Source organism: Aeromonas sp. 2HA2, from assembly GCF_029237345.1.
Classification (GTDB): Bacteria; Pseudomonadota; Gammaproteobacteria; order Enterobacterales; family Aeromonadaceae; genus Aeromonas; species Aeromonas salmonicida.
Window position 1 is genome coordinate 203,394 of the sequence record NZ_JAACGB010000007.1, and the last position, 24,488, is coordinate 227,881.

Here is a 24,488-nt window from a genome sequence, read left to right on the forward strand (position 1 = left end):
GTCAGACTCTCTCACCTAATCGCCGGCAGACTTCATCCAGAGCGTGCCGCAGCGGGGGCATCAGGGGTTGCTGTGGATCCCGTTTCCACTGCTCGATCACCTGGATCAGCGGGGTGGCGCCCACCATTTTGGCCGCCCCCTTCATCTTGTGTAAAGCCGCATCAAGCGCTTCAGCATCTCCTTGTGTGATGCACTGCTCAATGTCAGCCAGATCTTGACGAGTTGCCTCCAGATAGAGGTTTATCAACTCGCGACTCAGGAGGGGCAGTGCCGGCTCATGCCACCCGGCCCCCATTTCCTCGCCTGAGGTGCCGGGAGAAGGTGCGGACAAGAGGACACTCGTGTCCGCAAGCCTTGGCACGCTGCGCAGTAAATTAGCCAGATCTTTAAGTAGCAAGGGCTTGTCCAGATGTCCTCGACAACCACAGCTGGCCAGTCGCTGCGCTGCCTGCTCGCTGAGATCGGCGGTGATAACGTAGGCAGGCAGATGATGCCAGCGCGCAGAATCCCGCAACTGCTGGCACAGCTGGGCACCATCCATCACTGGCATCTGCAGATCGGTTAGCACCAGATCCACGGTTTCGTGCTGCAGAATATCGAGCGCCAGCCGACCATTGGCCGCACTCAGTACCTCGGCCCCCAGCTGGGTCAACTGCATGCTGATCAACACCCGATTCACTTCGTGATCTTCAACCAGCAACACCCGCATCCCCTGCCCCGGCAAACTCATCTCCTCCAGAGCAGAGGACACCAGCCTGGGCTGCAACAGGCTGACCACAGAGCCTGGCACCCAGGGCTCGCCCTGCCAGTCCCAGTAACGCAGACCCTGATCATCTTCGGCGGCGCGCAGCAGGGGGCCCACGGGATCCTCGGTCAGGCCGAGCTCGCCAAGCCAGGGCACGAGATAGGCACGCTCCGCATCGTTCAGCTGAACATTGACGCTGGCCACTCTCGGTTGCCAGCGCGGCATCTCGTGCAGCAGCACCAAGGGCAAGCTGCAGGTGAAACGGCTGCCCCCGAGAGGACGCGGTTCGACCCGGATCTCGCCACCCATCTGCTCCATCAGCTGGCGGCTGATGGCCAGCCCCAATCCGGTGCCCTGAGCCCTGGGCTGGCCATCTTCTCCTCCCTGCTCGAATGGCAGGAACAGGCGAGGCAACAGATCGTCGCTGATACCCGGCCCGTCATCATCCACGCCGCACAGCAGACGGTTGCCCTGACGGCGTGCCCACAGCACGACTTCACCTGCAGAGCTGAACTTGATGGCATTGGCGAGCAGATTGTGCAGCACCTGCTGCACTCTATGGGGATCCAGCTCCACCTGGGCGGGCAGGTGATGGTCGATATCCAGTCGCAGCTGCAACCGCTTGGAGCGGGCCTTGGACCAGTGCACCGCCGCCACATGCTCGCACAAATCAACCAGGTCGGTTGGCTGGGGAGAGAGCGCCAGCTGCCGGTTCTCGTTGCGGCTGAAATCGAGCACATCGTTGAGCAGACCGAGCAGCTCGTCCCCCGCCTGTCTGACATGGGAGAGCGCTGAGTGCTGCTCCGCTGACAAGGGGGTGTGATTGAGCCACTCCAGCAGCCCCAGAATGGCATTCATGGGAGTACGAATTTCATGGCTCACCGCCGCGAGGAAGCGCCCCTTGGCCAGGACGGCCTGTTCGGCACGCTCATGGGATGCCTGCAAGGCACGCTCCTGCTCGACTCTGGCGGTCACATCCTGCACCACACCGTAAACCCGCCACCCCCCTTCCTGCTGGCTGCGGCCACGACCATAACATTGCAGCCAGCGCGTGCCCTTGACCGGATGTTCATAGCGCAGCGCGTAGGAAAAAGGTTGGCCGGCATGCAACATGGCCAGCATGGGCACCCGCATCTCACGCCTGTCCTGATGTACAAGACGGCTGAGTGCGCTGTCGGGATGGCGGCGGATCTGCTGGCTGGCCAGGCCCAGCAGCTCGTAACTGCCACGGCTGATAAATTCGACCCGGGTTATTTTCCCCTGCTGCAAGAGGAACTGGATGACGACGCCGGGCACCGTATTGGTAAGGGCGCGCAGACGTCGCTCGGCCTGATGCAGCAAACGCGTGCGCTCGCGCAGGGCGCTGATGTCGGAGAGCGCGATCAGATCCCCCGCCGGCGCCTGCTTGCCCAGTCGCAGCGGGATCTGGGCATAGGAGAACACCTGATCGCCGAGGGTCATTTCCCCTTCGGTTCCCTGCAACTGGGACTGCGGCAGGCTGAGCTCGGCCAGATAGCGAGCCTCCAGCCGTTTGGCCTGCTTGTTGCGCTTGATGATCTCCCCCTGATCATTTCGTAGGAAGACGGGCACAGGCAGTGCCTGGAACAGGGACTCCCTGAACTGACTCTCCAGTGCCAGCGTCTGCTCCATCTCCTGACGCCGGCTCACTTCTCGCGCCAGCTGCTGGCGGGAGCGCCAGATCAACCAGATAACACCAGCACTGATCAGCAATGCAAGCAACACGGATCCCAGCCAGATGCCATAGCTGACGCCACTTTGCTGGGTCAGTACCAGCTGACGCCAGCGCTGGTTGAGATCAGCGTTCTGCTGGCCTGTGATCGTCATCAGACTCTGCTCCATCACACCGGCCAGCCTGGGGCTGTGGTGACTGATGGCAAACCCTAGCCCGAAACGATCCGGCAGCTCCTTGATATCCAGTCCAGCCAGCAGATTGTTGCGAAGCGGATATTGCAACTGATACAGCTCGGCCAGCATGGCGTCCGCCCTGCCCGCCTGTACCTCTGCAATGCCCGACTCAAGGGTCTCGCTCTTGCGCCACTGATGCTTGCCCAAACGGGCCAGCATGTCGGGATCATAGAGGCTGGCGGGCACGACTACCTCACCCTTGATCTCCTCGAGTCGATCGAAAGACCGCAACTTGCGGCTGACCAGGGCATATCGACTGGCTACCACGATGCGAGTGAAATCAAACTCGCCAGTCAAGGCCGGTGTCTCCAGCAGACCCGCCATCATGTCTACCTCGCCACTGCGCAGCTTGGCCAGGGCGTCTTCGGTGTCCTTGACTGGCACCACATGAAAAATCATCCCGGTCTGCTGACTCACCCGGCGCAGCACATCGGCGCTCCAGCCACTGAGCTGCCCCTGCTTGTCGATGCCGCTATAAGGCATCAATGCAGGGTTCACCACCAACTTGACGGCACGGGAGGTACCGACCAGCCAGGCCTGCTCCTTGTCGGTAAAGTGCAAGGGGTTGATATCCTGCTCTCCCTGCTCCAGATAGCGCTCGAGATCCTTGTAGACGCCCCCGGGCGGCATATAGCGGATCGCCATGTCGACCAGCTCCCTGAGCTCTGGCTTGTCACGCATCATCAGCCGATAGCTGAGCACCAGCTCATCGCTGCGCAAACGGCGCAGACGCAGTCCCACATCCGGGTATTCGCGCATCAGGTAACGCAGTTGCAGGTAGTCGCCGAGGTAGGCCGTTCCCTTGCCCGCTACCAGTGACGAGTACCAGTTGACGGCATCGGTCAGGACCAGCTGGGTCGAATGGGGATAGAGCGTTTTGAGCACCTTGCTCGCCTGCCAAAGGGGTGACACCAGGAAGGTGGCACGCTCCAGCTCACCCTTGTAAAGAATGGCGGACTCGGCTTCCAGCAGGGCGCGACTGAGCGCCATGCCAGGCAACGCCTGCCGTGAAGGACCTATGTCAGGAATGAGATCGCAGCGCCCCGCCAGCAGGGCCTGCTGAACCGCGGGCCAGTTTGGCAGCTTCTCGTGCAGCAAGGGCACCGGCAGCTGTTCGGCCAGCCGGTCCAGCTGATCGATAAGCAGCCCCCCCGACTCCTCGAGATAGGGCGGCCGGATCAGGGCGGGGTAACAAATGGTCAGCGAGGTGAGAGTGTCGGCATACGCCTGGGTGGCGGGAGACAGAGGCAGCGTCATGGCCTGCACCGGCATGGCCAGCAAAAGACCGAACAATAAGTTGGATTTCATCATGAAAAAGTAAAAGCCAGGCGTTTGCCTGGCTTTTTGTCACTCGTTGGGTTCAACATTTTCTACCCTGGCCTTGAGTTTCTGGCCAGGCCGGAAGGTCACCACACGACGGGCGCTGATAGGAATATCCTCGCCTGTCTTGGGGTTGCGTCCGGGACGCTGATTCTTCTCACGAAGGTCAAAGTTACCGAAGCCTGAAATCTTGACTTGTTCACCACGCTCAAGCGCCTGTCTGATTTCCTCAAAGAAGGCTTCCACCATATCTTTGGCTTCACGCTTGCTCATCCCGAGTTGGGTGAACAGGTGCTCTGCAATGTCGGCTTTGGTAAGCGCCATAGATCAATCCCTCAAGGATGCATTCAACTCTTCACCAAGGGCCCGCACGACATTGTCTACGGTCTCGGCAATCTCTTTCTCCTCCAGAGTGCGCTGGGTGTCTTGCAATACAAGACTGATGGCCAGGCTCTTCTTGTCCTCGGCCATACCAGCACCCTGGTATACGTCAAACAAGTTTATTCCAACTACCTGATTTCCGCCAACTTTTTTAATTACTGCGAGGACATCACCGGCCAGAACCTGACGGTCTACCACCACGGCGATATCACGACGGTTGGCTGGGAAGCGAGAAACCTCGGCAGCAACCGGCACCTTGGCAGGGAGCAGCTTGTTCAATTCCAGCTCGAACATGATGGCCCGGGTCTTGAGACCCAGCTTCTTCTCGAGGCTCGGGTGGATCACGCCGATATGGCCGAACACCTCGCCATTGCGCAAAATGGCTGCGCTCTGGCCCGGGTGCAGGGCACTGTGCTCGGTACGCTCAAAGCTGAAAGTAGCTCCTTCGGCAGTCAAGTCCAGCACGGCTTCCAGATCCCCTTTCAAATCAAAGAAGTCAGCTGCGCGGCTCTTGATGTCCCAGTGCTCGTCGCTCTGGTTGCCGGTGATGATACCGGCCAGCATCGGCTCCTGACGGATGCCGTTCTCGGCGCTCGCGTCCTTGATGAAACGCAGACCCTGCTCGAACAGACGTACCCGCGGCTGCTGACGATTCTGGTTGTAGACCACCGCCTGCACCAGCCCTGGGAACAGGGAGACGCGCATGGCGGACATCTCGACCGAAATCGGGTTCGGCAACACGATGGCATCGCTTTGCGGATAGAGCAGTTGCTGCGCTTTGGGATCGACGAAGCTGTAGGTGATCGCTTCCTGGAAGCCGCGGTCAACCAGCAGGTCACGCACCCGCTTGAGGGTCACCTGCCCTTCAGCCTGCTCCACCATCGCCAGAGAGGCAGCGGGTTTGAGGTTCGGGATATTGTTGTAGCCGTAGATGCGGGCCACTTCCTCGATGAGATCTTCCTCGATGGCGATATCGAAACGCCAGGAGGGTGCCAGTGCAGTCCAACCGTCGGCATCCACAGTCACCTGCATGCCGAGGCGAGTCAGGATCTCGACCACCTGAGCATCAGCCACGCTGATACCGATCACTTTGTCGAGCTTGGTGCGACGCAGCTTGATGGGGGCCGCTTTGGGCAGATGGGCATCGGATTTGACCTCGATGACCGGACCGGCTTCGCCGCCGCACTCTCCGCCACAAATGTCCAGCAGCAGACGGGTGGCTCTGTCCATCACCTTGGCTTGCAGCTCGGGATCGACCCCGCGCTCGAAGCGATGGGAAGAGTCGGTATGCAGACCGTAGGCACGGGCACGACCCGTGATGGAGAGCGGCGCGAAGAAGGCGCACTCCAGCAGAATGTCGGTGGTGGTCTCGGACACACCGGTGCGATCACCGCCGAAGATACCGGCCATACAGGCAGGGCCTTTGGCATCGGCAATCACCAGGGTGGTCTCTTTGAGCTTCACCTCGTTGCCGTCGAGCAGGGTCATCGGCTCGTCAGCACGGGCGCGACGCACCACCAGTTCCCCAGCCAGCTTGGCCAGATCGAAGGCGTGCATCGGCTGACCGTATTCCAGCAACAGGTAGTTGGTGATGTCTACGATAGCGTCGATGGAGCGGATACCGCCACGGCGCAGCTTCTCTTGCATCCAGAGCGGGCTCTTGGCTTGCAGGTTCAGCCCTTTGATGACGCGGCCAAGATAACGGGGGCAATCGGCTGGCGCCTCCACCCGGATCGGGAAGGTGACATCACAGGTGGCAACAGCAGGTGCCCAGGTCGGCTCGACCACGTCCACGCTGTTGAGCACGCCAATCTCGCGGGCGAGCCCCGCGATACCAAGGCAATCAGCACGGTTCGGGGTCAAGTCCACGTCAATGGAGACGTCGTTCAGATTGAGGTAATCGCGAATATCGGTGCCGATGGGGGCATCGGCAGGCAGCTCGATGATGCCATCGGCTTCAACGTCGATACCCAGCTCACTGAAAGAGCAGAGCATGCCGTGAGACGGCTGGCCACGCAGCTTGGCTTTCTTGATGGTGAAATCACCCGGCAGGGTCGCCCCTACTTTGGCAACGCACACTTTCAAGCCAGCGCGGCAGTTCGGCGCACCGCAGACTATGTCCAGCAGCTCGGCTTCGCCCACGTTGACCTTGGTCACCCGCAGCTTGTCGGCATCCGGATGCTGGGCACACTCGACAACTTCACCCACGACCACGTTGTTGAATTGGCCAGCCACCGCTTCCACGGCGTCCACTTCCAGACCAGCCATGGTGATCTGCTCGGCCAGTGCGTTGTCACTCAACTCGGTGCGGACCCACTCCATCACCCAGGATTTACTGAATTTCATGTTCTCTCGCCCTTACTTGAACTGCTTGAGGAAGCGCAGGTCGTTTTCGAAGAAGGCACGCAGGTCGTTGACCCCGTAACGCAGCATGGTCAGGCGCTCAACGCCCATGCCGAAGGCAAAGCCGGAGTATTTTTCCGGATCGATACCGACCGAACGCAGTACGTTCGGGTGCACCATGCCGCAACCCAGCACTTCCAGCCACTTGCCGTTCTTGCCCATGACGTCCACTTCGGCACTCGGCTCGGTGAACGGGAAATAGGAAGGACGGAAGCGAATGGTGAGATCTTCCTCGAAGTAGTTGCGCAGGAAGTCGTGCAGTATGCCTTTGAGCTCGGTAAAGCTGGCATGCTCGTCAACCAGCAGGCCTTCAACCTGGTGGAACATTGGCGTGTGGGTCATGTCGTAGTCGTTACGATAGACGCGGCCCGGCGCTATGATGCGGATCGGCGGTTGCTGATGTTCCATGGTGCGGATCTGCACACCCGAGGTGTGGGTACGCAGCATCAGATCGGGATTGAAGTAGAAGGTGTCGTGATCTGTACGTGCCGGATGATGAGCCGGAATGTTCAACGCATCGAAGTTGTGGAAGCCATCTTCAATTTCGGGACCGCGTTCCACCTTGAACCCCATCTCGCCAAACAGGCGCTCAATGCGCTCAATGGTACGGGTCACAGGGTGCAGACCACCATTCTCGATGCGACGGCCCGGCAGGCTCACATCGATGGTCTCGGCAGCCAGCTTCTGGTTCAGCTCCTGCTCCACCAGTGCATCACGGCGTGCGTTCAGGGCATCCTGAACCTGCTGCTTGGCCTGGTTGATCACGGCGCCCGCTGCGGGACGCTCTTCGGCGGACAAGGCGCCCAATGTCTTCATCTGCTCGGTAAAAAAGCCTTTTTTACCCAGATATTTGACCCGGATTTCGTCGAGGGTCGCAACGTCGTTGACGCCCTCAATTTCGGCCTTGGCCTGGCCGACTACTTCTTCAAGCTGTTGCATGTCTTCCTCGTCACCACTCCCGAAACAGGAGCCTGTTAGGCTAAATAAGGTCAAGAGGGGAATAATACAAAAAAAGCCCCTTCGCTGACCATAGTTAAGGTGGCCTTTTCTCCCTAGAAATCATTTTGTTATCGGGGAAGAGGCTGACCCGATTCCCTCTCCTCGTTAAATATGGGGAAACAATACTAGTTTGTTGGCATATAATGAAATCATGTTGCAGATATACAGAGGTAACAGTCGGGTCTGACAACAGAACTGGATAAATTGCAGACAACAAAAAAGGAGGCCTGAGCCTCCTTTTATCTTTCATAACAGAACCGGATTAAACCAGTGCTGCTTTAGCCTTTTCAACCAGGGCGGTGAAAGCCAACTTGTCGTGAACGGCGATATCGGACAGGATCTTGCGATCGATCTCGATAGAAGCCTTCTTCAGACCGTTGATCAGACGGCTGTATGACAGACCGTTCTGACGTGCTGCAGCGTTGATACGCGCAATCCACAGCTGACGGAACTGACGCTTTTTCTGGCGACGGTCACGGTAGGCATACTGACCAGCTTTGGTTACCGCTTGTACCGCTACGCGGTAAACACGGGAACGGGCGCCGTAGTAACCTTTGGCGGCTTTCATTACTTTCTTGTGACGAGCTCGAGCAGTCACACCACGTTTAACTCTTGGCATTTTTTACATCCCCCCTTATGCGTACGGCAGACAAGCGACAACACGTTTGTGGTCGGCAGCGGAAACCATGAACTTCGGTCCCAGCTTGCGCTTACGCTTGCTGCTCTTCTTGGTCAGGATGTGACGCAGGTGGTTATGCTTGCACTTGAAGCGACCCGAGCCAGTCTTTTTGAAGCGCTTTGCAGCACCCCGGTTGGTTTTCATCTTCGGCATTTCATACTCCGCATTGTGAGTGACAACAAAATCGCAAGGCGAACCAACTCATGGGCGCAAACCCATGAGTCAATTTCTTGTGGGCCTTAAGATTTCTTCTTGGGTGCGAGGACCATCACAGCTTGACGGCCTTCGACTTTCGGGAACGACTCCACTACGGCCAACTCTTCCAGATCGTTCTTGACGCGCTCCAGAACCTTGATACCAAGATCCTGGTGAGCCATTTCACGACCACGGAAGCGCAGGGTGACCTTAGCCTTGTCCCCGTCTTCTAGAAAGCGAACCAGGTTGCGTAGTTTTACCTGATAGTCGCCTTCGTCAGTACCAGGACGGAATTTGATTTCCTTGACCTGGACGACTTTCTGCTTTTTCTTCTGTTCTTTGGTTGTTTTGCTCTTTTCGTAGAGGAATTTGCCGTAATCCATGATGCGGCAAACGGGCGGTTCAGCGTTAGGACTGATCTCGACCAGATCTACTCCAGCCTCAAGGGCCAAGTTCAGTGCATCATGGATCTCGACGACACCCAAAGGCTCTCCGTCAATACCAGTGAGACGAACTTCTTTCAGACGAATCTCGGTATTGATCCGGTGAGCGCGGGCTTGCGGTTGCTTGCCCAGTTTTTTTCCGCCTTTTATAGCTTATTCCTCCACTTTCTTTTGTCCGCGGGTCTGAACTTCCTGGGTCAACAGAGCAACTAGCTCTTCAACAGGATAAGTGCCCAGGTCAGCCCCTTTACGAGTCCGTACTGCAATCTTACCGGCTTCAACTTCTTTATCGCCGCAGACCAGCATGAAAGGTACTCGCTTCAAAGTATGCTCGCGGATTTTAAAGCCAATCTTCTCATTTCTCAAGTCCGCTTTTGCGCGAAGACCCGCATCATTCAATGCTTTGGCTACTTTTACCGCATAATCGGCCTGATTATCTGTGATATTCATGACCACAGCCTGAGTCGGAGCCAACCAAGTCGGGAACAGTCCGGCGTACTCTTCGGTCAGAATACCGATGAAACGCTCGAGTGAACCCAGAATGGCCCGGTGGATCATCACCGGTACGTGGCGTTCGTTGTCTTCACCCACATACGTGGCACCCAGACGTCCAGGCAGGGCAAAGTCGAGCTGCACGGTACCACACTGCCAAGCACGATCAAGGCAATCATGCAGGGTAAATTCGATTTTGGGACCGTAGAAAGCCCCCTCGCCCGGCTGCAGATCGTATTTCAGACCGTTCAGCACCAGGGCTTCGGCCAAGGCGGCCTCGGCGCGATCCCAGGCTTCATCGGAACCGATACGCTGCTCAGGACGGGTTGAGAGCTTGACCACGATATTTTCAAAACCAAAGGTACCGTAGACGTCATAGACCATACGGATACAGGCAGACACCTCTTCCATGATCTGCTCTTCGGTACAGAAGATGTGAGCATCATCCTGGGTAAAACCACGCACTCGCATCAGACCGTGCAGGGAACCGGATGGCTCGTTGCGGTGGCAGGAGCCGAACTCGGCCATGCGCAGCGGCAGATCGCGGTAGGACTTCAGCCCCTGGTTGAAGATCTGCACGTGACCCGGGCAGTTCATCGGCTTGATGGCGTATTCGCGGTTTTCGGACTGGGTGGTGAACATGGCCTGGGCATACTTCTCCCAGTGGCCTGAACGCTCCCACAGCACCCTGTCCATCATGAAGGGACCCTTCACTTCCTGATAGTCGTACTCTTTGAGCTTGCCACGGATGAAGGTTTCCAGCTCACGGAAGATGGTCCAGCCATCGTTGTGCCAGAACACCATGCCAGGCGCCTCTTCCTGCATGTGATACAGGTCGAGCTGCTTGCCTATCTTGCGGTGGTCGCGCTTGGACGCCTCTTCCAGACGCTGCAGGTAGCCTTTGAGCTGCTTCTTGTCAGCCCAGGCCGTGCCGTAAATGCGCTGCAGCATCTTGTTGTTGGAATCGCCACGCCAGTAGGCGCCAGACATCTTCTGCAACTTGAAGTGGTGGCAGTGACGCATGTTGGGCACGTGCGGGCCACGACACATGTCGACGTACTCTTCGTGATGATACAGACCTGGCTGGTCATCACGGGCAATATTCTGATCCAGGATCTCGACCTTGTAAGTCTCGCCACGGGCTTCGAACACGTCGCGCGCTTCCTGCCAGGAGACCTTTTTCTTGATAACGTCGTAATCCTTGGCGGCCAGCGCCAGCATGCGCTCTTCCAGGGCAGCCAGATCGTCGTCGGTCAGGGTGCGATCCAGATCGATGTCGTAGTAGAAACCGTTATCGATGACAGGACCTATGGCCATCTTGGTCTGGGGCCAAAGTTGCTTGATGGCATGACCCAGCAGGTGAGCACAGGAGTGGCGCAGTATGTCCAGACCTTCTTCGTCTTTGGCGGTGATGATGGCCAGGGAAGCATCGGCTTCGATGAGCTCGCAGGCATCCACCAGTTCACCGTTTACCCGACCGGCAATGCACGCCTTGGCAAGACCGGGACCTATGTCCGCGGCCACGTCCATGACGGAAACGGAGTGGGCAAATTGACGTTGGCTGCCGTCAGGCAGAGTAATGATTGGCATTGTGTGTTTCCTTATACAGTGGTGCCCCCTACCAAAGGGCACATGCGGGATGGAAGAAATCATTCAAAAAGGGTGATGTTCTGGCTCTCTACAGCACTTTGCAGAGGTGCACTGCGACGCAAACAGCTTGCTTAACGGCACAAGGCAAACCAAAAACCGGACCATGCTACCAGAAGTAGGCGGGGCTGTATTGAGTTTGGTGAGATTTTCTACAACCAAATGCATCGCTTGCCAGTCACTCACCCAGCAGAGGCTGCCAGTTGAAATCGAAGGTACTGCTCCCCTCCTCGGCCAGGGCGAGCTCCTCCAACACCTTCAATGCGAGCTTGTTGCCCTTCTGCGAAGCCTGATAGAGCCACTGCTTGGCCTGGGGCAGATCGACTCGACCACTTACCCCCATCAGGTGCAGCACACCGACTTTGAGCATGGCGGGCACGTCACCGTTGCGGGCCGCCAGCTCCATCCAGTGAAATGCCTCCCGCAGGTCCCGTTTCACCCCGGCGCCGCGCAGATAGACCTCCGCCAACCGGTATTGGCCAAAGGCGTCTCCGGCCTGCGCCGACTGGCGATAAAGGCTGATGGCTTGCTCCATGTCCTGCGCCGTGCCCTGCCCCACCTCGTGGCTCCAGCCCATCAGCGCCTGAGCCCGGGGGATCCCCTGCTCGGCCAGCGGTTGCCAGATCTTTGTCGCCGTCTCGAACTGGCCGCTACGCCAGGCTCGATTGGCCGATGCCAGCTCCTGATCGGTAGAGAGCGGGATCAGCCGCCAGATGACCAGGCCAAGCACTCCAACAAACAGCCAGCGGGAGACAATGGGTTTCATGATGATTTCCGTGATCCAGTTCGCATTTTGTCTATGTAAACGAAATGTATCAGGTGGATCAAGCAAGAGATCCATTTGTCATGCTGTTTTAAGCAAGGAAGCGATGGCGAGAGCTTGTTTTTTGGCACTGAGGCTTGCAAGATGACTGTATATATAAACAGTGTCAGTGTGATGTGATGGCAGGACGAGGCAGTTTCCACAATGTTGAACACCGCTTCAGCGGCCAGCGGGTCGACGCGGTCGATGACAGCTGGGCTCAACCCGAGTGGGAAGCGGCATTTGCCGCCAGTGATCCCCGCACCGAGGTGAAGGAGATAACCGCCCGCAGCATCATCAGTTACAACCGCTCGCCGGATGTGCCCTTTGGTCGATCCATCAACCCCTATCAGGGCTGTGAGCATGGCTGCATCTACTGCTATGCCAGACCGAGTCACGCCTATCTGGAGCTATCCCCCGGCCTCGACTTCGAGACCAGGCTGTTTGCCAAGCTCAATGCCGCCGAGCTGTTGCGCCGGGAGTTTGCCAAGCCAACCTATCAGCCACAGACCATAGTGCTCGGCGCCAACACCGATCCTTACCAGCCCATCGAGCATCACTATCGCCTCACCCGCCAATTGCTGGAAGTGATGCAGGCCCATCGCCACCCGGTCGGTATCATCACCAAGAGCGCCATGATCTTGCGCGACCTCGATCTGCTGGCCGAACTGGCTCGGGAGGGACTCTGTCAGGTGATGGTGTCGGTGACGACATTGAATGAAACCCTGCGCCGTCAGCTGGAGCCCAGGGCGAGCACAGGCACGGGTCGGCTCAAGGTGATTGAAAAGCTGGCACAGGCAGGAGTACCGGTCGGCGTGCTGGCGGCGCCCATAATCCCGCGCCTCAACGAACCTGAGCTCGAGCACATCATCAAGGCGGCAGCCGAAGCCGGCGCCCAGAGCGCCGACTACATACTGCTGCGATTGCCCCACGAGCTGACCACACTGTTCAGCGACTGGCTGGAGGAGCACTACCCCGGTCAGAAGGAGGCCATCCTGAACCAGTTGCGAGCCAGTCGGGATGGCGGGCTCAACAGCCCCGCCTTTGGCACCCGCATGCGCGGTGAGGGGCAGTTTGCGGACTTGCTCGCCCAGCGCTTTCGGCTCATCAGCAAGCGTTTGGGCTTGGGCAAGCGCCATCTTCAGCTGCGGCGGGACGGCTTTATCCGCCCGGGCGAACAACTGCGGCTCTTCTGATCACCCCGACAGCATCAGCAAGGATCACAACGCCTCCCCTTAATCGGCGCACCACAAGGTGAACTATGCCGACAAGCAGGGTCTCAACCCCTTGGCCGAGGCGCGTACGTGCCCTTGCCCTGTGCTGTCAATTCGGCGGGCAGTCGTGCAGGCTCATGGGCCACTTCGTCCTCATACTCCTCTGTCAGCGATCCTTGCTGATGTTCGCCCCATACCCGGCTCCACCAGATCTCCCACATTACCCAGCTAGTCATAAGATGCTCCTGTTGATGGGTGCAGGCGCCAGGCCCGCTTGGCATGCTTGTTGAGTACAAGGGGCAGCTTGGCCCCGCCCAATGACAGCGAGATGACACCAGCATGAAGGATTTAGGGTAAATTGCGGGAGTGCGGCAATGCAGAGGGATCAAAGCGGGCCCGTTCAGCTGGCTCCCAGGGGCGGATGTAAAAGCAGCAGCAAGGCACAAAACAGCAATAAAAAGAGCGACCCAAGGGTCGCTCTTTTTCATGGGGGCAAACGCGCGATTATTCGTCGCTCGCTGCGCCCTCTTCAGTAGACCCTTCAGAGGATCCTGCGGCGGCAGAGCCGGCGTCTGGCGTGGTGTCGGTGCCTTCAGACACCTCACCGTCAATGGCCATGACGTCGTTCTCTTCCTCATCGCTCTCGGCAATGCGCTGCAGGCCAACCACGGTTTCATCTTCACCGGTACGGATCAGACGAACACCACCTGTGTTGCGGCCTATGATGCTCACTTCGGAGACACGAGTACGGACCAGGGTGCCGCCATTGGTGATAAGCATGATCTGGTCGGTATCGTCGACCTGGATCGCATCGATCACCTTGCCGTTACGCTCGTCCACCTTGATGGAACGAACGCCCTGAGTACCACGGCTCTTGGTCGGGTACTCGATCAGCGCGGTACGCTTGCCGTAACCGTTCTCGGTCGCGGTCAGGATGGCACCCTCGCCACGGGGGACGATCAGGGAAACCACCTTGTCGCCGTTGAGCAGGCGGATACCGCGTACCCCACCGGCGGTACGGCCCATGGGACGTACGCCCTTGAAGGTACCCTTGCTTTCGGTACTCTCGCTGCCTTCGCCGTTGTCGCTGCCATCATCGTCGTTGCCAGCGTCAATGACACTCTCGTCATCCCCGTCGACATCATCGCTGACATCAGCATCGGCTGCATCGGCGCGGCCGCTACCTTCATTGAAGCGAACCACCTTGCCCGCATCGGAGAACAGCATGATCTCGTTGCTGCCATCTGTGATGTCCACCCCGATCAGCTCATCACCCTCTTTGAGGTTGATGGCACGAATACCGGAGGAGAGCGGACGGCTGAACGCAGACAGGCTGGTTTTCTTCACGGTACCATCGGCGGTAGCGAAGAAGACATACTTGTCGTCGGCATACTCTTTGACCGGCAGGATGGCGGTGATACGTTCACCCTCTTCCAGCGGCAGCAAGTTGATGATCGGACGACCACGGGCGCCACGGGACGCCTCCGGCAGCTGATACACCTTGAGCCAGTAGACCTTGCCACGGGTGGAGAAGCACAGAATGGTGTCATGGGTGTTGGCCACCAGCAGACGTTCCACAAAGTCCTCTTCCTTGATCCGGGTGGCCGACTTGCCACGACCACCGCGGCGCTGGGCCTCGTAGTCGGTGATCGGCTGGTATTTCACGTAACCCTGGTGAGACAGGGTAACCACCACGTCTTCCGGCGTGATCAAATCTTCGATGTTGATCTCGGCGCTGGAGGCGCTGATCTCGGTGCGACGTTCGTCGCCATACTGCTCGCGCACGGCCAGCAGTTCATCGCGGATCACTTCCATCAACCGTTCCGGGCTTGCCAGGATGAACAGCAGCTCGGCAATCAGATCCAGCAGAGATTGATACTCTTCCAGGATCTTGCCGTGCTCGAGGCCGGTCAGCTTGTGCAGACGCAGGTCAAGGATGGCCTGGGCTTGCTGCTCGGTCAGGAAATATTGACCTTCGCGGATGCCGAATTCCGGCTCCAGCCACTCGGGGCGGGCCGCGTCGTCGCCTGCTTTTTCCAGCATGGCGGCCACGTTGCCGAGTTCCCAACCGCGGGCAACCAGTTTGGCTTTGGCATCTGCGGGCGTATCGGAGTGACGGATCAGCTCTATGATCGGGTCGATGTTGGCCAGCGCGACGGCCAGACCTTCAAGGATGTGAGCCCGATCCCGCGCCTTGCGCAGCTCGAACACGGTCCGGCGGGTCACGACCTCACGGCGGTGCAGCAGGAACGCATCCAGAATGTCTTTAAGGTTCATCACCTTGGGCTGGTTGTTATCGAGCGCCACCATGTTGATGCCGAACGTGGTTTGCAGCTGGGTGTGCTTGTAGAGATTGTTCAGCACAATCTCGCCAGACTCGCCACGTTTGATCTCGATAACGATGCGCATGCCGTCTTTATCAGACTCATCGCGCAGGGCACTGATGCCCTCGACCTTCTTCTCTTTGACCAGCTCGGCGATCTTCTCGATCAACCGCGCCTTGTTAACCTGATAAGGCAGCTCGTGAACGATGATGGTCTCGCGACTGGTCTTGTCGTCCACTTCCACTTCGGCTTTGGCACGCACATAGACGGAGCCACGACCGGTACGGTAGGCCTGCACTATGCCAGCACGACCGTTGATGATGGCGCCGGTGGGGAAATCAGGCCCTGTGATGTAGGTCATCAACTCATCGATGGTGAGATTGCCATTCTCGATAAGCGCCAGACAACCGTTCACTATCTCCGTGAGGTTGTGAGGAGGAATGTTGGTCGCCATGCCCACCGCGATACCGGATGAACCGTTAACCAGCAGGTTGGGCACCTTGGTAGGCATGACAGCAGGGATCATCTCGGTGCCATCATAGTTGGGCACCCAATCCACGGTTTCTTTGTCCAGATCGGCCAGCAGCTCGTGGGAGATGCGGGCCATCCGCACTTCGGTGTAACGCATGGCGGCGGCGCTGTCGCCGTCGACCGAACCGAAGTTGCCCTGACCATCGACCAGCATGTAACGCATGGAGAAATCCTGCGCCAAGCGGACAATGGTGTCATACACGGCACTGTCGCCGTGCGGGTGGTATTTACCAATTACGTCACCGACCACACGGGCCGATTTTTTATAGGGCTTGTTCCAGTCGTTCCCCAACTCGTTCATAGCAAACAGAACGCGGCGGTGAACCGGTTTCAAGCCATCACGCACATCCGGCAGAGCTCGTCCTACGATCACGCTCATGGCGTAATCAAGATAGGAACTCTTGAGCTCTTCTTCGATGTTGATCGGCGTGATCTCTCTGGCCAGATCGCTCATAGAAAGCCTTAATCCCTAATTAGTTGTTCTTTGGCTTAAACAGCGCGCCATGGTAACACACTGAGCCAAATACCTTAAGCCACAAATCCGGCTAACAAGTCGGGCTGGTGTGACAAAGTGTCTCCGTTATAATGCCCGCCAGGACAATAGATTGCGCCCGAGTCTTGCTACCTGCGCGCCCTGCCACAGGATCCACAAAATATGAATAGTGATGCCAATGTCGATCTGACAGAAATCGCCAAATTTGAAGCCATTGCCTCCCGCTGGTGGGACATGGAGGGCGAATTCAAGCCACTGCATCAAATCAATCCGGTGCGCCTTGACTGGATCACCGACAAGAGCGGCGGCCTGTTTGGCAAACGCATCCTCGACATCGGCTGCGGTGGTGGCATTCTCTCCGAGAGCATGGCCCGTCGGGGTGCTCACGTCACCGGCATCGACATGGGCAAGGAGCCTCTCGGGGTCGCCCGCCTGCACGCCCTGGAACAAGGGGTAGAGCTCCAATACCAGCAGATGACGGCGGAGGAACACGCAGGCCAGGCCCCTGGCCAGTATGACGTGGTCACTTGCATGGAGATGCTGGAACATGTGCCTGATCCGGCTTCGGTGCTGCGCGCCATCGCCACTCTGGTGCGCCCGGGCGGACGGGTGTTCGTCTCCACCATCAACCGCAATCCGAAAGCCTATCTGATGATGATCATCGGCGCCGAATACCTGATGAAGATGGTCCCCAAAGGGACCCATGATCACAAGAAGTTCATCACCCCCGCCGAACTGTGTCGCATGGGTGAAGCAGCAGGCCTTTTGGTACGGGACATGAGCGGGGTGCACTATGCGCCGCTCTCCAACCAGTTCAAGCTTGGCAAGAATGTCGACGTCAACTACATGGTGGAGTTCATCCGCCCGGAGCATGGCTGATGATCGATAACACGCCGGTACCACTGCGCTGTGTGCTGTTTGACCTGGATGGCACCTTGCTCGATACGGCGCCGGACTTGGGCGCCGCCGTCAACCATGTGCTGGTGAGCGAAGGCTTTGCGCCGCTCTCTGACGGCATCATCCGACAGACCACCTCCCACGGCGCGCTTGGGCTGCTCAAAGCCGGGCTTGGCGATGAGCTGCTCGAAGAGCTGGGGGCCACTCGCCTGCGCACCGCCCTGCTCGACTACTACGCGGCGAACCTCTGCGTCGGCACCCGCCCCTATGAGGGGATGGTGGCACTCATCGAATGGCTGGACGAACGTGCCCTGCCCTGGGGCATAGTCACCAACAAGCCGGGCTTTCTCACCGAACCGCTGCTGGCCGCCTTGCCCGAGCTTGCCAGTTGCGGCGTGACGGTCAGTGCCGACACCCTGCCGGTGCGCAAGCCCGACCCCGCCCCCATGTACTTTGCCTGTGAACAGTTGGGGGTCGACGCCGCCCACTGCCTCTATGTGGGGGATCATGTGCGTGACATAGAGGCGGGCCGCAATGCGGGCATGCGCACCGCCGTCGCGGGCTGGGGTTATCTGAGTGATGACGAGGATCCCGCCGACTGGGGCGCGGATCTGCACTTCGATACCGTGCAGGCCCTGCACCACTGGCTGCGTTACGAGCTGAGCTAATCCTGTTAGCCGCCAGACAGCCAAGATTGATGGATAATAAAGGCAGCTTTATCGCCAATCGGTGGCCAGATGAGCACGATTGGCGACCGTTGCAGGCACAAGGATGAGACCAGGGGAGGTCCGGATTGATCTCCCTTTTTTGCGGTTTGGCAACCGCCAACAGACTGGGACAGGACACCTTTTGACCCTTGCTGCACAAGGGATAACCAGACTGAATTTGCTAGTAAAAACACCCCGTTTTCGCAAGCAAAAAAAGTTATTTAAATTTTCCATGTTCGATCATCAGACTTGCATTTACCGGATCGGACGCATGAAAACCCACTCACTGTGAGCGTCCACTAACATGGGTCTCGACACCCACAATTTATCCACAGCTAATGCCTTATCCACAGATTGCAAAGCGAGGGCGACCTCACTATCTTGTAGCTCGAACTCAAAATAACACTATATCTTGTGATTCATCGCACAATACGCCCCCACCTCCCGCAGCCGTTCACGGCGCCGAGGCCAGCGCAGTGCGATGGTTTTTCGGGAATCAACTGAAGGTCATCAGCCAATGAACTTGTTTGTGACGAAGCGTAACGGCCACAAAGAACCCATCGATCTGGATAAAATTCACCGCGTGCTGGATTGGGCCGCTGAAGGGCTCGACAACGTGTCGGTCTCCCAGGTGGAACTCAAGTCCCACATCCAGTTCTATGACGGTATCCGTACCGCCGATATCCACGAAACCGTCATCAAGGCCACTGCTGACCTGATCTCCGAGCAAAGTCCGGATTACCAGTACATGGCTGCCCGTCTGGCCATCTTCCACCTGCGCAAGAAAGCCTACGGCCAGTTCGAGCCGCCCCACCTCTACCAGCACGTCGCCCGTCTGGTAGACATGGGCAAATATGACAAGCACCTGCTGACCGACTACACCCAGGCCGAATTCGAGGAGCTCAACGAGCACCTGGATCACTGGCGTGACATGAACTTCTCCTACGCCGCCGTCAAGCAGCTGGAAGGCAAGTACCTAGTGCAGAACCGCGTCACCGGCGAGATCTACGAGAGCCCGCAGTTCCTCTACATACTGGTAGCGGCCTGCCTCTTCTCCAAGTATCCGAAAGATACCCGTCTGAGCTACATCAAGCGTTTCTACGATGCGGTGTCGACCTTCAAAATTTCGCTGCCGACCCCCATCATGAGCGGTGTGCGTACCCCGACCCGTCAGTTCAGCTCCTGCGTGCTGATCGAATGCGATGACAGCCTGGATTCTATCAATGCCACCGCCAGCGCCATCGTCCGTTATGTCTCCCAGCGCGCCGGCATCGGCATCAACGCCGGCCGCATCCGTGGTCTGGGCAGCCCCATCCGTGGCGGCGAAGCCTTCCACACCGGCTGCATCCCCTTCTACAAGTACTTCCAGACTGCGGTCAAATGCTGCTCTCAGGGCGGTGTACGCGGTGGTGCGGCCACCCTTTTCTACCCGCTGTGGCACACCGAAGTGGAGAGCCTGCTGGTACTGAAAAACAACCGCGGCGTGGAAGAGAACCGGGTCCGTCACATGGACTACGGCGTGCAGATCAACAAGCTGATGTACCAGCGCCTGATCAAGGGCGGTGACATCACTCTGTTCTCCCCGTCCGATGCCCCTGGCCTGTACGATGCGTTCTTTGCGGATCAGGACAAGTTCGAAGCACTCTACGTCAAGTACGAGCAGGATCCGGCCATTCGCAAGAAGACCATCAAGGCGGTCGACCTCTTCTCCCTGATGATGCAGGAGCGTGCCGGTACCGGTCGCATCTACATCCAGAACGTGGATCACTGCAACACCCACAGCCCGTTCGATCCAAGCGTGGCGCCGGTACGCCAGTCCAACCTCTGCCTCGAGATTGCACTGCCCACCAAGCCGCTCAACAACGTGGATGACGAAGAGGGCGAAATTGCCCTGTGCACCCTGTCTGCCTTCAACCTCGGTGCCATCGAGAAGCTGGAAGATCTGGAAGAGATGGCGGATCTCGCCGTGCGCGCCCTGGATGCCCTGCTCGACTATCAGGATTACCCGCTCAAGGCCGCCCAGAAAGGCAGCATGAACCGTCGCACCCTGGGCATTGGCGTCATCAACTACGCCTACTACCTGGCCAAGAACGGCGCCCGCTACTCCGACGGCTCCGGTCTGGCACTGACCCACCGCACCTTCGAGGCGATCCAGTTCTACCTGCTGAAAGCCTCCGTGCAGCTGGCCCGCGAATTCGGCCCCTGCCCGGCGTTCAACGAGACCACCTATGCCCAGGGCATTTTGCCCATCGATACCTATAAAAAGGATCTCGACAACCTGTGCAACGAGCCGCTGCACCTGGACTGGGAAACCTTGCGTGAAGAGATAAAGACAGTGGGTCTGCGCAACTCCACCCTGACCGCCTTGATGCCGAGCGAAACTTCCAGCCAGATCTCCAACGCCACCAACGGCATAGAGCCGCCGCGCGGCCTGGTCTCGGTCAAGGCCTCCAAGGATGGCATTCTCAAACAGGTGGTGCCCGAGTATCATCGCCTGAAAGATCAATACGAATTGCTCTGGAAGCAACCGAGCGTCGATGGCTATCTGCAGCTGGTTGGTATCATGCAGAAGTTTGTGGATCAGGCGATCTCCGCCAACACCAACTACGACCCCGCCCGTTTCGAAGGCAACAAGGTACCGATGAAACAGTTGCTCAAGGATCTGCTGACCGCTTACAAATACGGCCTCAAGACCCTCTACTATCACAACACCCGTGATGGTGCGGATGACGCACAAGCCGATATGCAAGATGACGGTTGTGCCGGTGGGGCTTGTAAAATATAAGCCATTGCAAGATCTGACAACCGGGCGGGAGCGACAAGCTCCCGCTCTCCTGTTTATCCATTCAATACATTCTGGTAACCATGGCCTATTCAACTTTCTGCCAAACCCAAAACGACCAGCTCAAAGAGCCGATGTTTTTTGGCCAATCGGTCAATGTGGCCCGTTATGATCAACAAAAACACGAAGTCTTTGAACGGCTGATCGAGAAGCAGCTCTCCTTCTTCTGGCGCCCGGAAGAGGTGGATGTCTCCCACGACCGCATCGACTATCAGGCGCTGCCGCCCCACGAGCAGCACATCTTCATCTCCAACCTGAAGTACCAGACTCTTCTGGATTCCATCCAGGGTCGCAGCCCGAACGTGGCGCTGCTGCCGCTGATCTCCATTCCGGAGCTGGAAACCTGGATCGAGACCTGGGCCTTCTCGGAGACCATCCACTCTCGCTCCTACACCCACATCATTCGCAATATCGTCAACAACCCGGGTCAGGTGTTCGATGACATAGTGACCAACGAGCAGATCCTCAAACGCGCGGGCTCCATCAGCTGCTTCTACGATGACCTGATTGAAGCGACCGCGCTCTACAACCTGCACGGTGAAGGGACTCACAGCGTCGCCGGACAGATGCGCACCATCACACTGCGCGAGCTGAAGAAGAAGCTCTATCTGTGCCTGATGAGCGTCAATGCACTGGAGGCAATTCGCTTCTACGTCAGCTTCGCCTGCTCCTTTGCCTTCGCCGAGCGCGAATTGATGGAAGGCAACGCCAAGATCATCAAGATGATCGCCCGTGACGAAGCGCTGCACCTGACCGGCACCCAGCACATGCTGAACCTGATGCGCACCGGCCAGGACGACCCCGAGATGGCCGAGATTGCCGCCGAGTGCGAGCAAGCCTGCTTCGAGATCTTCAAGGAAGCCGCCATTCAGGAGAAAGAGTGGGCCGAGTACCTGTTCCAGGACGGCTCCATGATCGGCCTGAACAAAGACATCCTCTGCCAGTACGTGGAGTACATCACCAACCTGCGCATGAACGCGGTCGGTCTGCAGCCAGCCTTTGCCGGCGCAAAGCAAAACCCGATCCCCTGGATCAACACCTGGCTGTCGTCCGACAACGTGCAGGTTGCCCCGCAGGAAGTGGAAGTGAGCTCCTACCTGGTCGGCCAGATTGACAGCGAAGTACACGCCGATGATCTCGGTGACTTCGAGCTGTAAGTCAGCTACCCGATATGCTGCTCGGTCAGACCGGCAGAAACCTAGATGCAGACAATTTATCAGGTGACGTTGAACTGTGAGTGACGCAACCAACACCTTGGCCCCTACCCTGCAGCCTGCAACGCAGCAGGAGGCACCACAGGCGCCGCTGGTACATACCTGTGATGGCACCCTGCTCGCCCATCCCGGCGAGAGCGTGTTGGAGACCCTGGAGCGTCACGGCCATCAGCTGGAGTTCCAGTGCCGCAGCGGTTATTGCGGCGCCTGCCGCACGCCCTTGCTGGCAGGCTCGGTGCACTACCCCAATGTGCCGCTGGCGTTTGTCTCCCCGGGTGAATGTCTGCCCTGTTGCTGCAAACCGGTCGGTGCCATCCGGCTGGACCTGACGAAGGGCTGAGCCTCCTCGGCAGACAGGGCATAAGCACATACAAAAGAGCCGCCGGATTGCCTCCGGCGGCTTTTTCTTTGACGCCGCCCCTCGAAGGAGGAGGAGCAGGGAAAGGGTCATCAGCGTCTTGTATGGGTTAGCTGAAAAACGGCATCACCCGCCACAGTCGCCTTATTCCATTACAATCCCTGTTTCGCTTATATCCTGTGTTGCTTATAACCAAGGCGCAGCAGTCGGCCCATGGTGCAGACCCAGTTTCCAGACCCGGCCAAAGTGCTTGTAGTGACCGGCCGCCACACCCGCCTTCTCACCCATGCCGTGGTAAAGATCCAGGTGCCCTTTCTTCACGGCGCCACCCACATCCAGCGCAATCAAGAGCCGCAACTGGTGCTTGCCGGTCCAGTTGCCGGCCTTGTCGAGCAAAGGCACTTCCGCCAGGATGGGGGTGCCCATCGGCAGCAAACTCTTGTCGGCCGCAACGGCCGCCAGCGGCAACAGCGGAATACCGGCGGCACCAATCACGTCATTGGTGGGGCGACGCTCGAAGAAGACATAAGAGGGATTCTGCTCAACCAGCTCCTTGACGCTCTCCTCCGGTTGGGCGTTGGCCCAATCCTTGATGGCCTTCATCGACATCTTCTCTTTGGGTACCTCGCCCCGGTCGATCAGCACCCGGCCTATGCTCACATAGCCGTGACCGTTCTTGCCGCTGTAACCCAGGTATTGCAACCGATCGTCATCCCCATAATGCACAAAGCCCGAGCCCTGCACATCCATCAGGAAGTTGTCGATAAGAGACTTGCTGTAACCCAGCTCCAGCCCACGGTTGGCCAACGCCCCCCGATGGATATCGGCCCGGCTTGGGCAGCGGCCACCACATTTTGGCATGGCATAAATGGGGTACTTGTACTTGGCATCCGGGCGATGGCGCACCTCCAGCACAGGCGAGTAGTAACCGGTGAACAGCACGTTGCCCATGCGATCGGCGCCGCCCAGCTGGGCCAGACTGATGCCGTACTGGGTAATATGGGCCGGATTGCCACCATTGGCCACCCAGCGGGAGAGCTGATGATAGAGCTCGCCATAACGGCGGGTCATCTTACCGGAACGCTCCAGCACCAGCCGGCTCTGGGGGCCGAACTTGCTGAAATCAGAATGCTGGCGGCTGTTGATGCGCTCTACCCGCACCAGATCGCCCGGCAGGGCACCGTCCAGATACTGCTTGCCCAGATTTTCCGGCACCTCGCAGTTGAGAAAACATCCGGCATCGGGTTTCTTTTTGGGCACCTGCACCTGCTCAGGATTGCCCGCACAACCGGCCAGCCCCAGCACGGCAGCGGTCAGCCAGTACGCGTGTTTGTTCATATGTCCTCATATAACACCAAGCCTCATGCTTGGCGGGGAAGATGCCAAATTTGCTGGGGGAAAGCAAACGCCTTCACCCCCTTGGCGACGGATTTCTCCAAAGGGGATCTTCTGGGTTATAACAAGGTAACAAGGTGTGAGAGGCCATGGATGGAACAGCTCGAGATCTTCCCGCTACAGAGCCCCTGTATCGGGGTATGCGAAGTGAACAACAAGGGCTACTGCAAGGGCTGCCTGCGCAATCGGGAGGAGCGTTTCAACTGGCTCACCATGACACAGACCCAGCAGCAGGAGGTGATGCGTCTTTGCCGTGGCCGCAAGGCACGGGTTGAGGCCGCGCGCCGCAAGGCACAAGAGGCCGAGCAAGCCAACCAGCCAGCGCAGTCCGGCTGGGATTTTTAAATTTCCCACGGGCTAGCTGTGTAAACCCACCAGGTTGTTCACAGATTGAAGACGACTGATGGGGGGCTTATAGCCCAGACTTGCATGAGGACGATGCCAGTTGTACTCATGCAGCCACGGTTGCAAGTGTTCTGCC

20 protein-coding genes are annotated in these 24,488 nt (G+C 58.2%); 7 read left to right on the forward strand and 13 right to left on the reverse strand.

Translation table 11 applies throughout. From position 1 onward, the window contains the following. Position 1: 1 nt before the first annotated feature. From GWQ29_RS11800 to GWQ29_RS11840, 9 genes are all read right to left on the reverse strand, one after another. Entirely contained in the window at positions 2-3,964 is a 3,963-nt protein-coding gene (locus GWQ29_RS11800) for a transporter substrate-binding domain-containing protein (RefSeq protein ID WP_275919499.1), read from the reverse strand. A 54-nt stretch (positions 3,965-4,018) separates the two neighbouring features. Next, positions 4,019-4,315: an integration host factor subunit alpha gene (gene ihfA, locus GWQ29_RS11805; RefSeq protein ID WP_005300715.1), complete on the reverse strand. Its 297-nt coding sequence runs from the start codon at positions 4,313-4,315 to the stop codon at positions 4,019-4,021. 3 nt (positions 4,316-4,318) lie between these two features. Further along, the gene (pheT, locus tag GWQ29_RS11810; protein ID WP_275919489.1) at positions 4,319-6,718 is read right to left on the reverse strand and encodes a phenylalanine--tRNA ligase subunit beta; all 2,400 of its coding nucleotides are present in this window, start codon (positions 6,716-6,718) and stop codon (positions 4,319-4,321) included. 12 nt (positions 6,719-6,730) lie between these two features. Further along, positions 6,731-7,714: a phenylalanine--tRNA ligase subunit alpha gene (gene pheS / locus GWQ29_RS11815; protein ID WP_005315542.1), complete on the reverse strand. Its 984-nt coding sequence runs from the start codon at positions 7,712-7,714 to the stop codon at positions 6,731-6,733. A gap of 322 nt (positions 7,715-8,036) precedes the next feature. Next, positions 8,037-8,393 carry a 50S ribosomal protein L20 gene (rplT, locus tag GWQ29_RS11820; RefSeq protein ID WP_005300683.1) on the reverse strand — a complete coding sequence of 119 codons (357 nt, stop codon included), beginning with the start codon at positions 8,391-8,393 and terminating at the stop codon, positions 8,037-8,039. Between the two features lie 15 nt (positions 8,394-8,408). Then, positions 8,409-8,606, reverse strand: a complete 198-nt coding sequence (gene rpmI / locus GWQ29_RS11825; RefSeq protein WP_005315535.1) for a 50S ribosomal protein L35 — start codon at positions 8,604-8,606, stop codon at positions 8,409-8,411. A gap of 86 nt (positions 8,607-8,692) precedes the next feature. Further along, positions 8,693-9,223, reverse strand: coding sequence for a translation initiation factor IF-3 (gene infC / locus GWQ29_RS11830; RefSeq protein WP_155603220.1), 531 nt, complete (start codon positions 9,221-9,223; stop codon positions 8,693-8,695). Positions 9,224-9,244: 21 nt separating this feature from the next. Beyond that, on the reverse strand, positions 9,245-11,173 hold the full coding sequence (gene thrS, locus GWQ29_RS11835; RefSeq protein WP_021138702.1) for a threonine--tRNA ligase: 1,929 nt from the start codon (positions 11,171-11,173) through the stop codon (positions 9,245-9,247). A 235-nt stretch (positions 11,174-11,408) separates the two neighbouring features. Continuing rightward, positions 11,409-11,996: a tetratricopeptide repeat protein gene (locus tag GWQ29_RS11840; protein WP_192873205.1), complete on the reverse strand. Its 588-nt coding sequence runs from the start codon at positions 11,994-11,996 to the stop codon at positions 11,409-11,411. Between the two features lie 176 nt (positions 11,997-12,172). Between GWQ29_RS11840 and GWQ29_RS11845 the strand changes: the two genes are divergently transcribed. Then, on the forward strand, positions 12,173-13,228 hold the full coding sequence (locus GWQ29_RS11845; protein WP_275919490.1) for a PA0069 family radical SAM protein: 1,056 nt from the start codon (positions 12,173-12,175) through the stop codon (positions 13,226-13,228). 83 nt (positions 13,229-13,311) lie between these two features. Here the strand turns inward: GWQ29_RS11845 and GWQ29_RS11850 are convergent, their stop codons facing one another. Both GWQ29_RS11850 and gyrA read right to left on the reverse strand, forming a co-directional pair. After that, positions 13,312-13,482 (reverse strand): hypothetical protein, encoded by a 171-nt coding sequence (locus GWQ29_RS11850; RefSeq protein WP_275919491.1) that lies wholly within the window; start codon positions 13,480-13,482, stop codon positions 13,312-13,314. A 268-nt stretch (positions 13,483-13,750) separates the two neighbouring features. Then, positions 13,751-16,555: a DNA topoisomerase (ATP-hydrolyzing) subunit A gene (gene gyrA / locus GWQ29_RS11855; RefSeq protein WP_275919492.1), complete on the reverse strand. Its 2,805-nt coding sequence runs from the start codon at positions 16,553-16,555 to the stop codon at positions 13,751-13,753. A gap of 201 nt (positions 16,556-16,756) precedes the next feature. Between gyrA and ubiG the strand changes: the two genes are divergently transcribed. The 5 genes from ubiG to yfaE all read left to right on the forward strand — a co-directional run bounded on the left by ubiG (position 16,757) and on the right by yfaE (position 22,594). Continuing rightward, positions 16,757-17,473, forward strand: coding sequence for a bifunctional 2-polyprenyl-6-hydroxyphenol methylase/3-demethylubiquinol 3-O-methyltransferase UbiG (ubiG, locus tag GWQ29_RS11860; protein ID WP_042866469.1), 717 nt, complete (start codon positions 16,757-16,759; stop codon positions 17,471-17,473). Next, complete coding sequence (locus GWQ29_RS11865) at positions 17,473-18,159, forward strand: HAD-IA family hydrolase (RefSeq protein WP_275919493.1); 687 nt, start codon at positions 17,473-17,475, stop codon at positions 18,157-18,159. Before ubiG ends, GWQ29_RS11865 begins: the two co-directional genes overlap by 1 nt. 556 nt (positions 18,160-18,715) lie before the next feature. Further along, positions 18,716-20,983, forward strand: a complete 2,268-nt coding sequence (gene nrdA, locus GWQ29_RS11870) for a class 1a ribonucleoside-diphosphate reductase subunit alpha (RefSeq protein WP_017411669.1) — start codon at positions 18,716-18,718, stop codon at positions 20,981-20,983. A gap of 80 nt (positions 20,984-21,063) precedes the next feature. Further along, complete coding sequence (gene nrdB, locus GWQ29_RS11875; protein WP_275919494.1) at positions 21,064-22,197, forward strand: class Ia ribonucleoside-diphosphate reductase subunit beta; 1,134 nt, start codon at positions 21,064-21,066, stop codon at positions 22,195-22,197. 76 nt (positions 22,198-22,273) lie between these two features. Next, entirely contained in the window at positions 22,274-22,594 is a 321-nt protein-coding gene (gene yfaE, locus GWQ29_RS11880; protein ID WP_059167745.1) for a class I ribonucleotide reductase maintenance protein YfaE, read from the forward strand. A 204-nt stretch (positions 22,595-22,798) separates the two neighbouring features. Here yfaE and mltA read toward each other — a convergent pair whose 3' ends face one another. After that, positions 22,799-23,950 carry a murein transglycosylase A gene (mltA, locus tag GWQ29_RS11885; protein WP_275919495.1) on the reverse strand — a complete coding sequence of 384 codons (1,152 nt, stop codon included), beginning with the start codon at positions 23,948-23,950 and terminating at the stop codon, positions 22,799-22,801. A 150-nt stretch (positions 23,951-24,100) separates the two neighbouring features. On the opposite strand from mltA, the gene GWQ29_RS11890 reads away from it, so the two are divergent. After that, positions 24,101-24,352 (forward strand): DUF1289 domain-containing protein, encoded by a 252-nt coding sequence (locus GWQ29_RS11890; protein WP_005315494.1) that lies wholly within the window; start codon positions 24,101-24,103, stop codon positions 24,350-24,352. Between the two features lie 12 nt (positions 24,353-24,364). Here the strand turns inward: GWQ29_RS11890 and GWQ29_RS11895 are convergent. Then, positions 24,365-24,488: integrase core domain-containing protein (locus tag GWQ29_RS11895; protein ID WP_275919500.1), on the reverse strand; the 124-nt coding region annotated here is incomplete at its 5' end.

Coding starts and splice junctions, on each gene's coding strand:
- ihfA (WP_005300715.1), bottom strand. CDS start 4,315: ATGGCGCTTACCAAAGCCGACATTGCAGAGCACCTGTTCACCCAACTC.
- pheT (WP_275919489.1), bottom strand. CDS start 6,718: ATGAAATTCAGTAAATCCTGGGTGATGGAGTGGGTCCGCACCGAGTTG.
- pheS (WP_005315542.1), bottom strand. CDS start 7,714: ATGCAACAGCTTGAAGAAGTAGTCGGCCAGGCCAAGGCCGAAATTGAG.
- rplT (WP_005300683.1), bottom strand. CDS start 8,393: ATGCCAAGAGTTAAACGTGGTGTGACTGCTCGAGCTCGTCACAAGAAA.
- rpmI (WP_005315535.1), bottom strand. CDS start 8,606: ATGCCGAAGATGAAAACCAACCGGGGTGCTGCAAAGCGCTTCAAAAAG.
- thrS (WP_021138702.1), bottom strand. CDS start 11,173: ATGCCAATCATTACTCTGCCTGACGGCAGCCAACGTCAATTTGCCCAC.
- GWQ29_RS11840 (WP_192873205.1), bottom strand. CDS start 11,996: ATGAAACCCATTGTCTCCCGCTGGCTGTTTGTTGGAGTGCTTGGCCTG.
- GWQ29_RS11845 (WP_275919490.1), top strand. CDS start 12,173: ATGGCAGGACGAGGCAGTTTCCACAATGTTGAACACCGCTTCAGCGGC.
- GWQ29_RS11850 (WP_275919491.1), bottom strand. CDS start 13,482: ATGACTAGCTGGGTAATGTGGGAGATCTGGTGGAGCCGGGTATGGGGC.
- gyrA (WP_275919492.1), bottom strand. CDS start 16,555: ATGAGCGATCTGGCCAGAGAGATCACGCCGATCAACATCGAAGAAGAG.
- ubiG (WP_042866469.1), top strand. CDS start 16,757: ATGAATAGTGATGCCAATGTCGATCTGACAGAAATCGCCAAATTTGAA.
- GWQ29_RS11865 (WP_275919493.1), top strand. CDS start 17,473: ATGATCGATAACACGCCGGTACCACTGCGCTGTGTGCTGTTTGACCTG.
- nrdA (WP_017411669.1), top strand. CDS start 18,716: ATGAACTTGTTTGTGACGAAGCGTAACGGCCACAAAGAACCCATCGAT.
- nrdB (WP_275919494.1), top strand. CDS start 21,064: ATGGCCTATTCAACTTTCTGCCAAACCCAAAACGACCAGCTCAAAGAG.
- mltA (WP_275919495.1), bottom strand. CDS start 23,950: ATGAACAAACACGCGTACTGGCTGACCGCTGCCGTGCTGGGGCTGGCC.
- GWQ29_RS11890 (WP_005315494.1), top strand. CDS start 24,101: ATGGAACAGCTCGAGATCTTCCCGCTACAGAGCCCCTGTATCGGGGTA.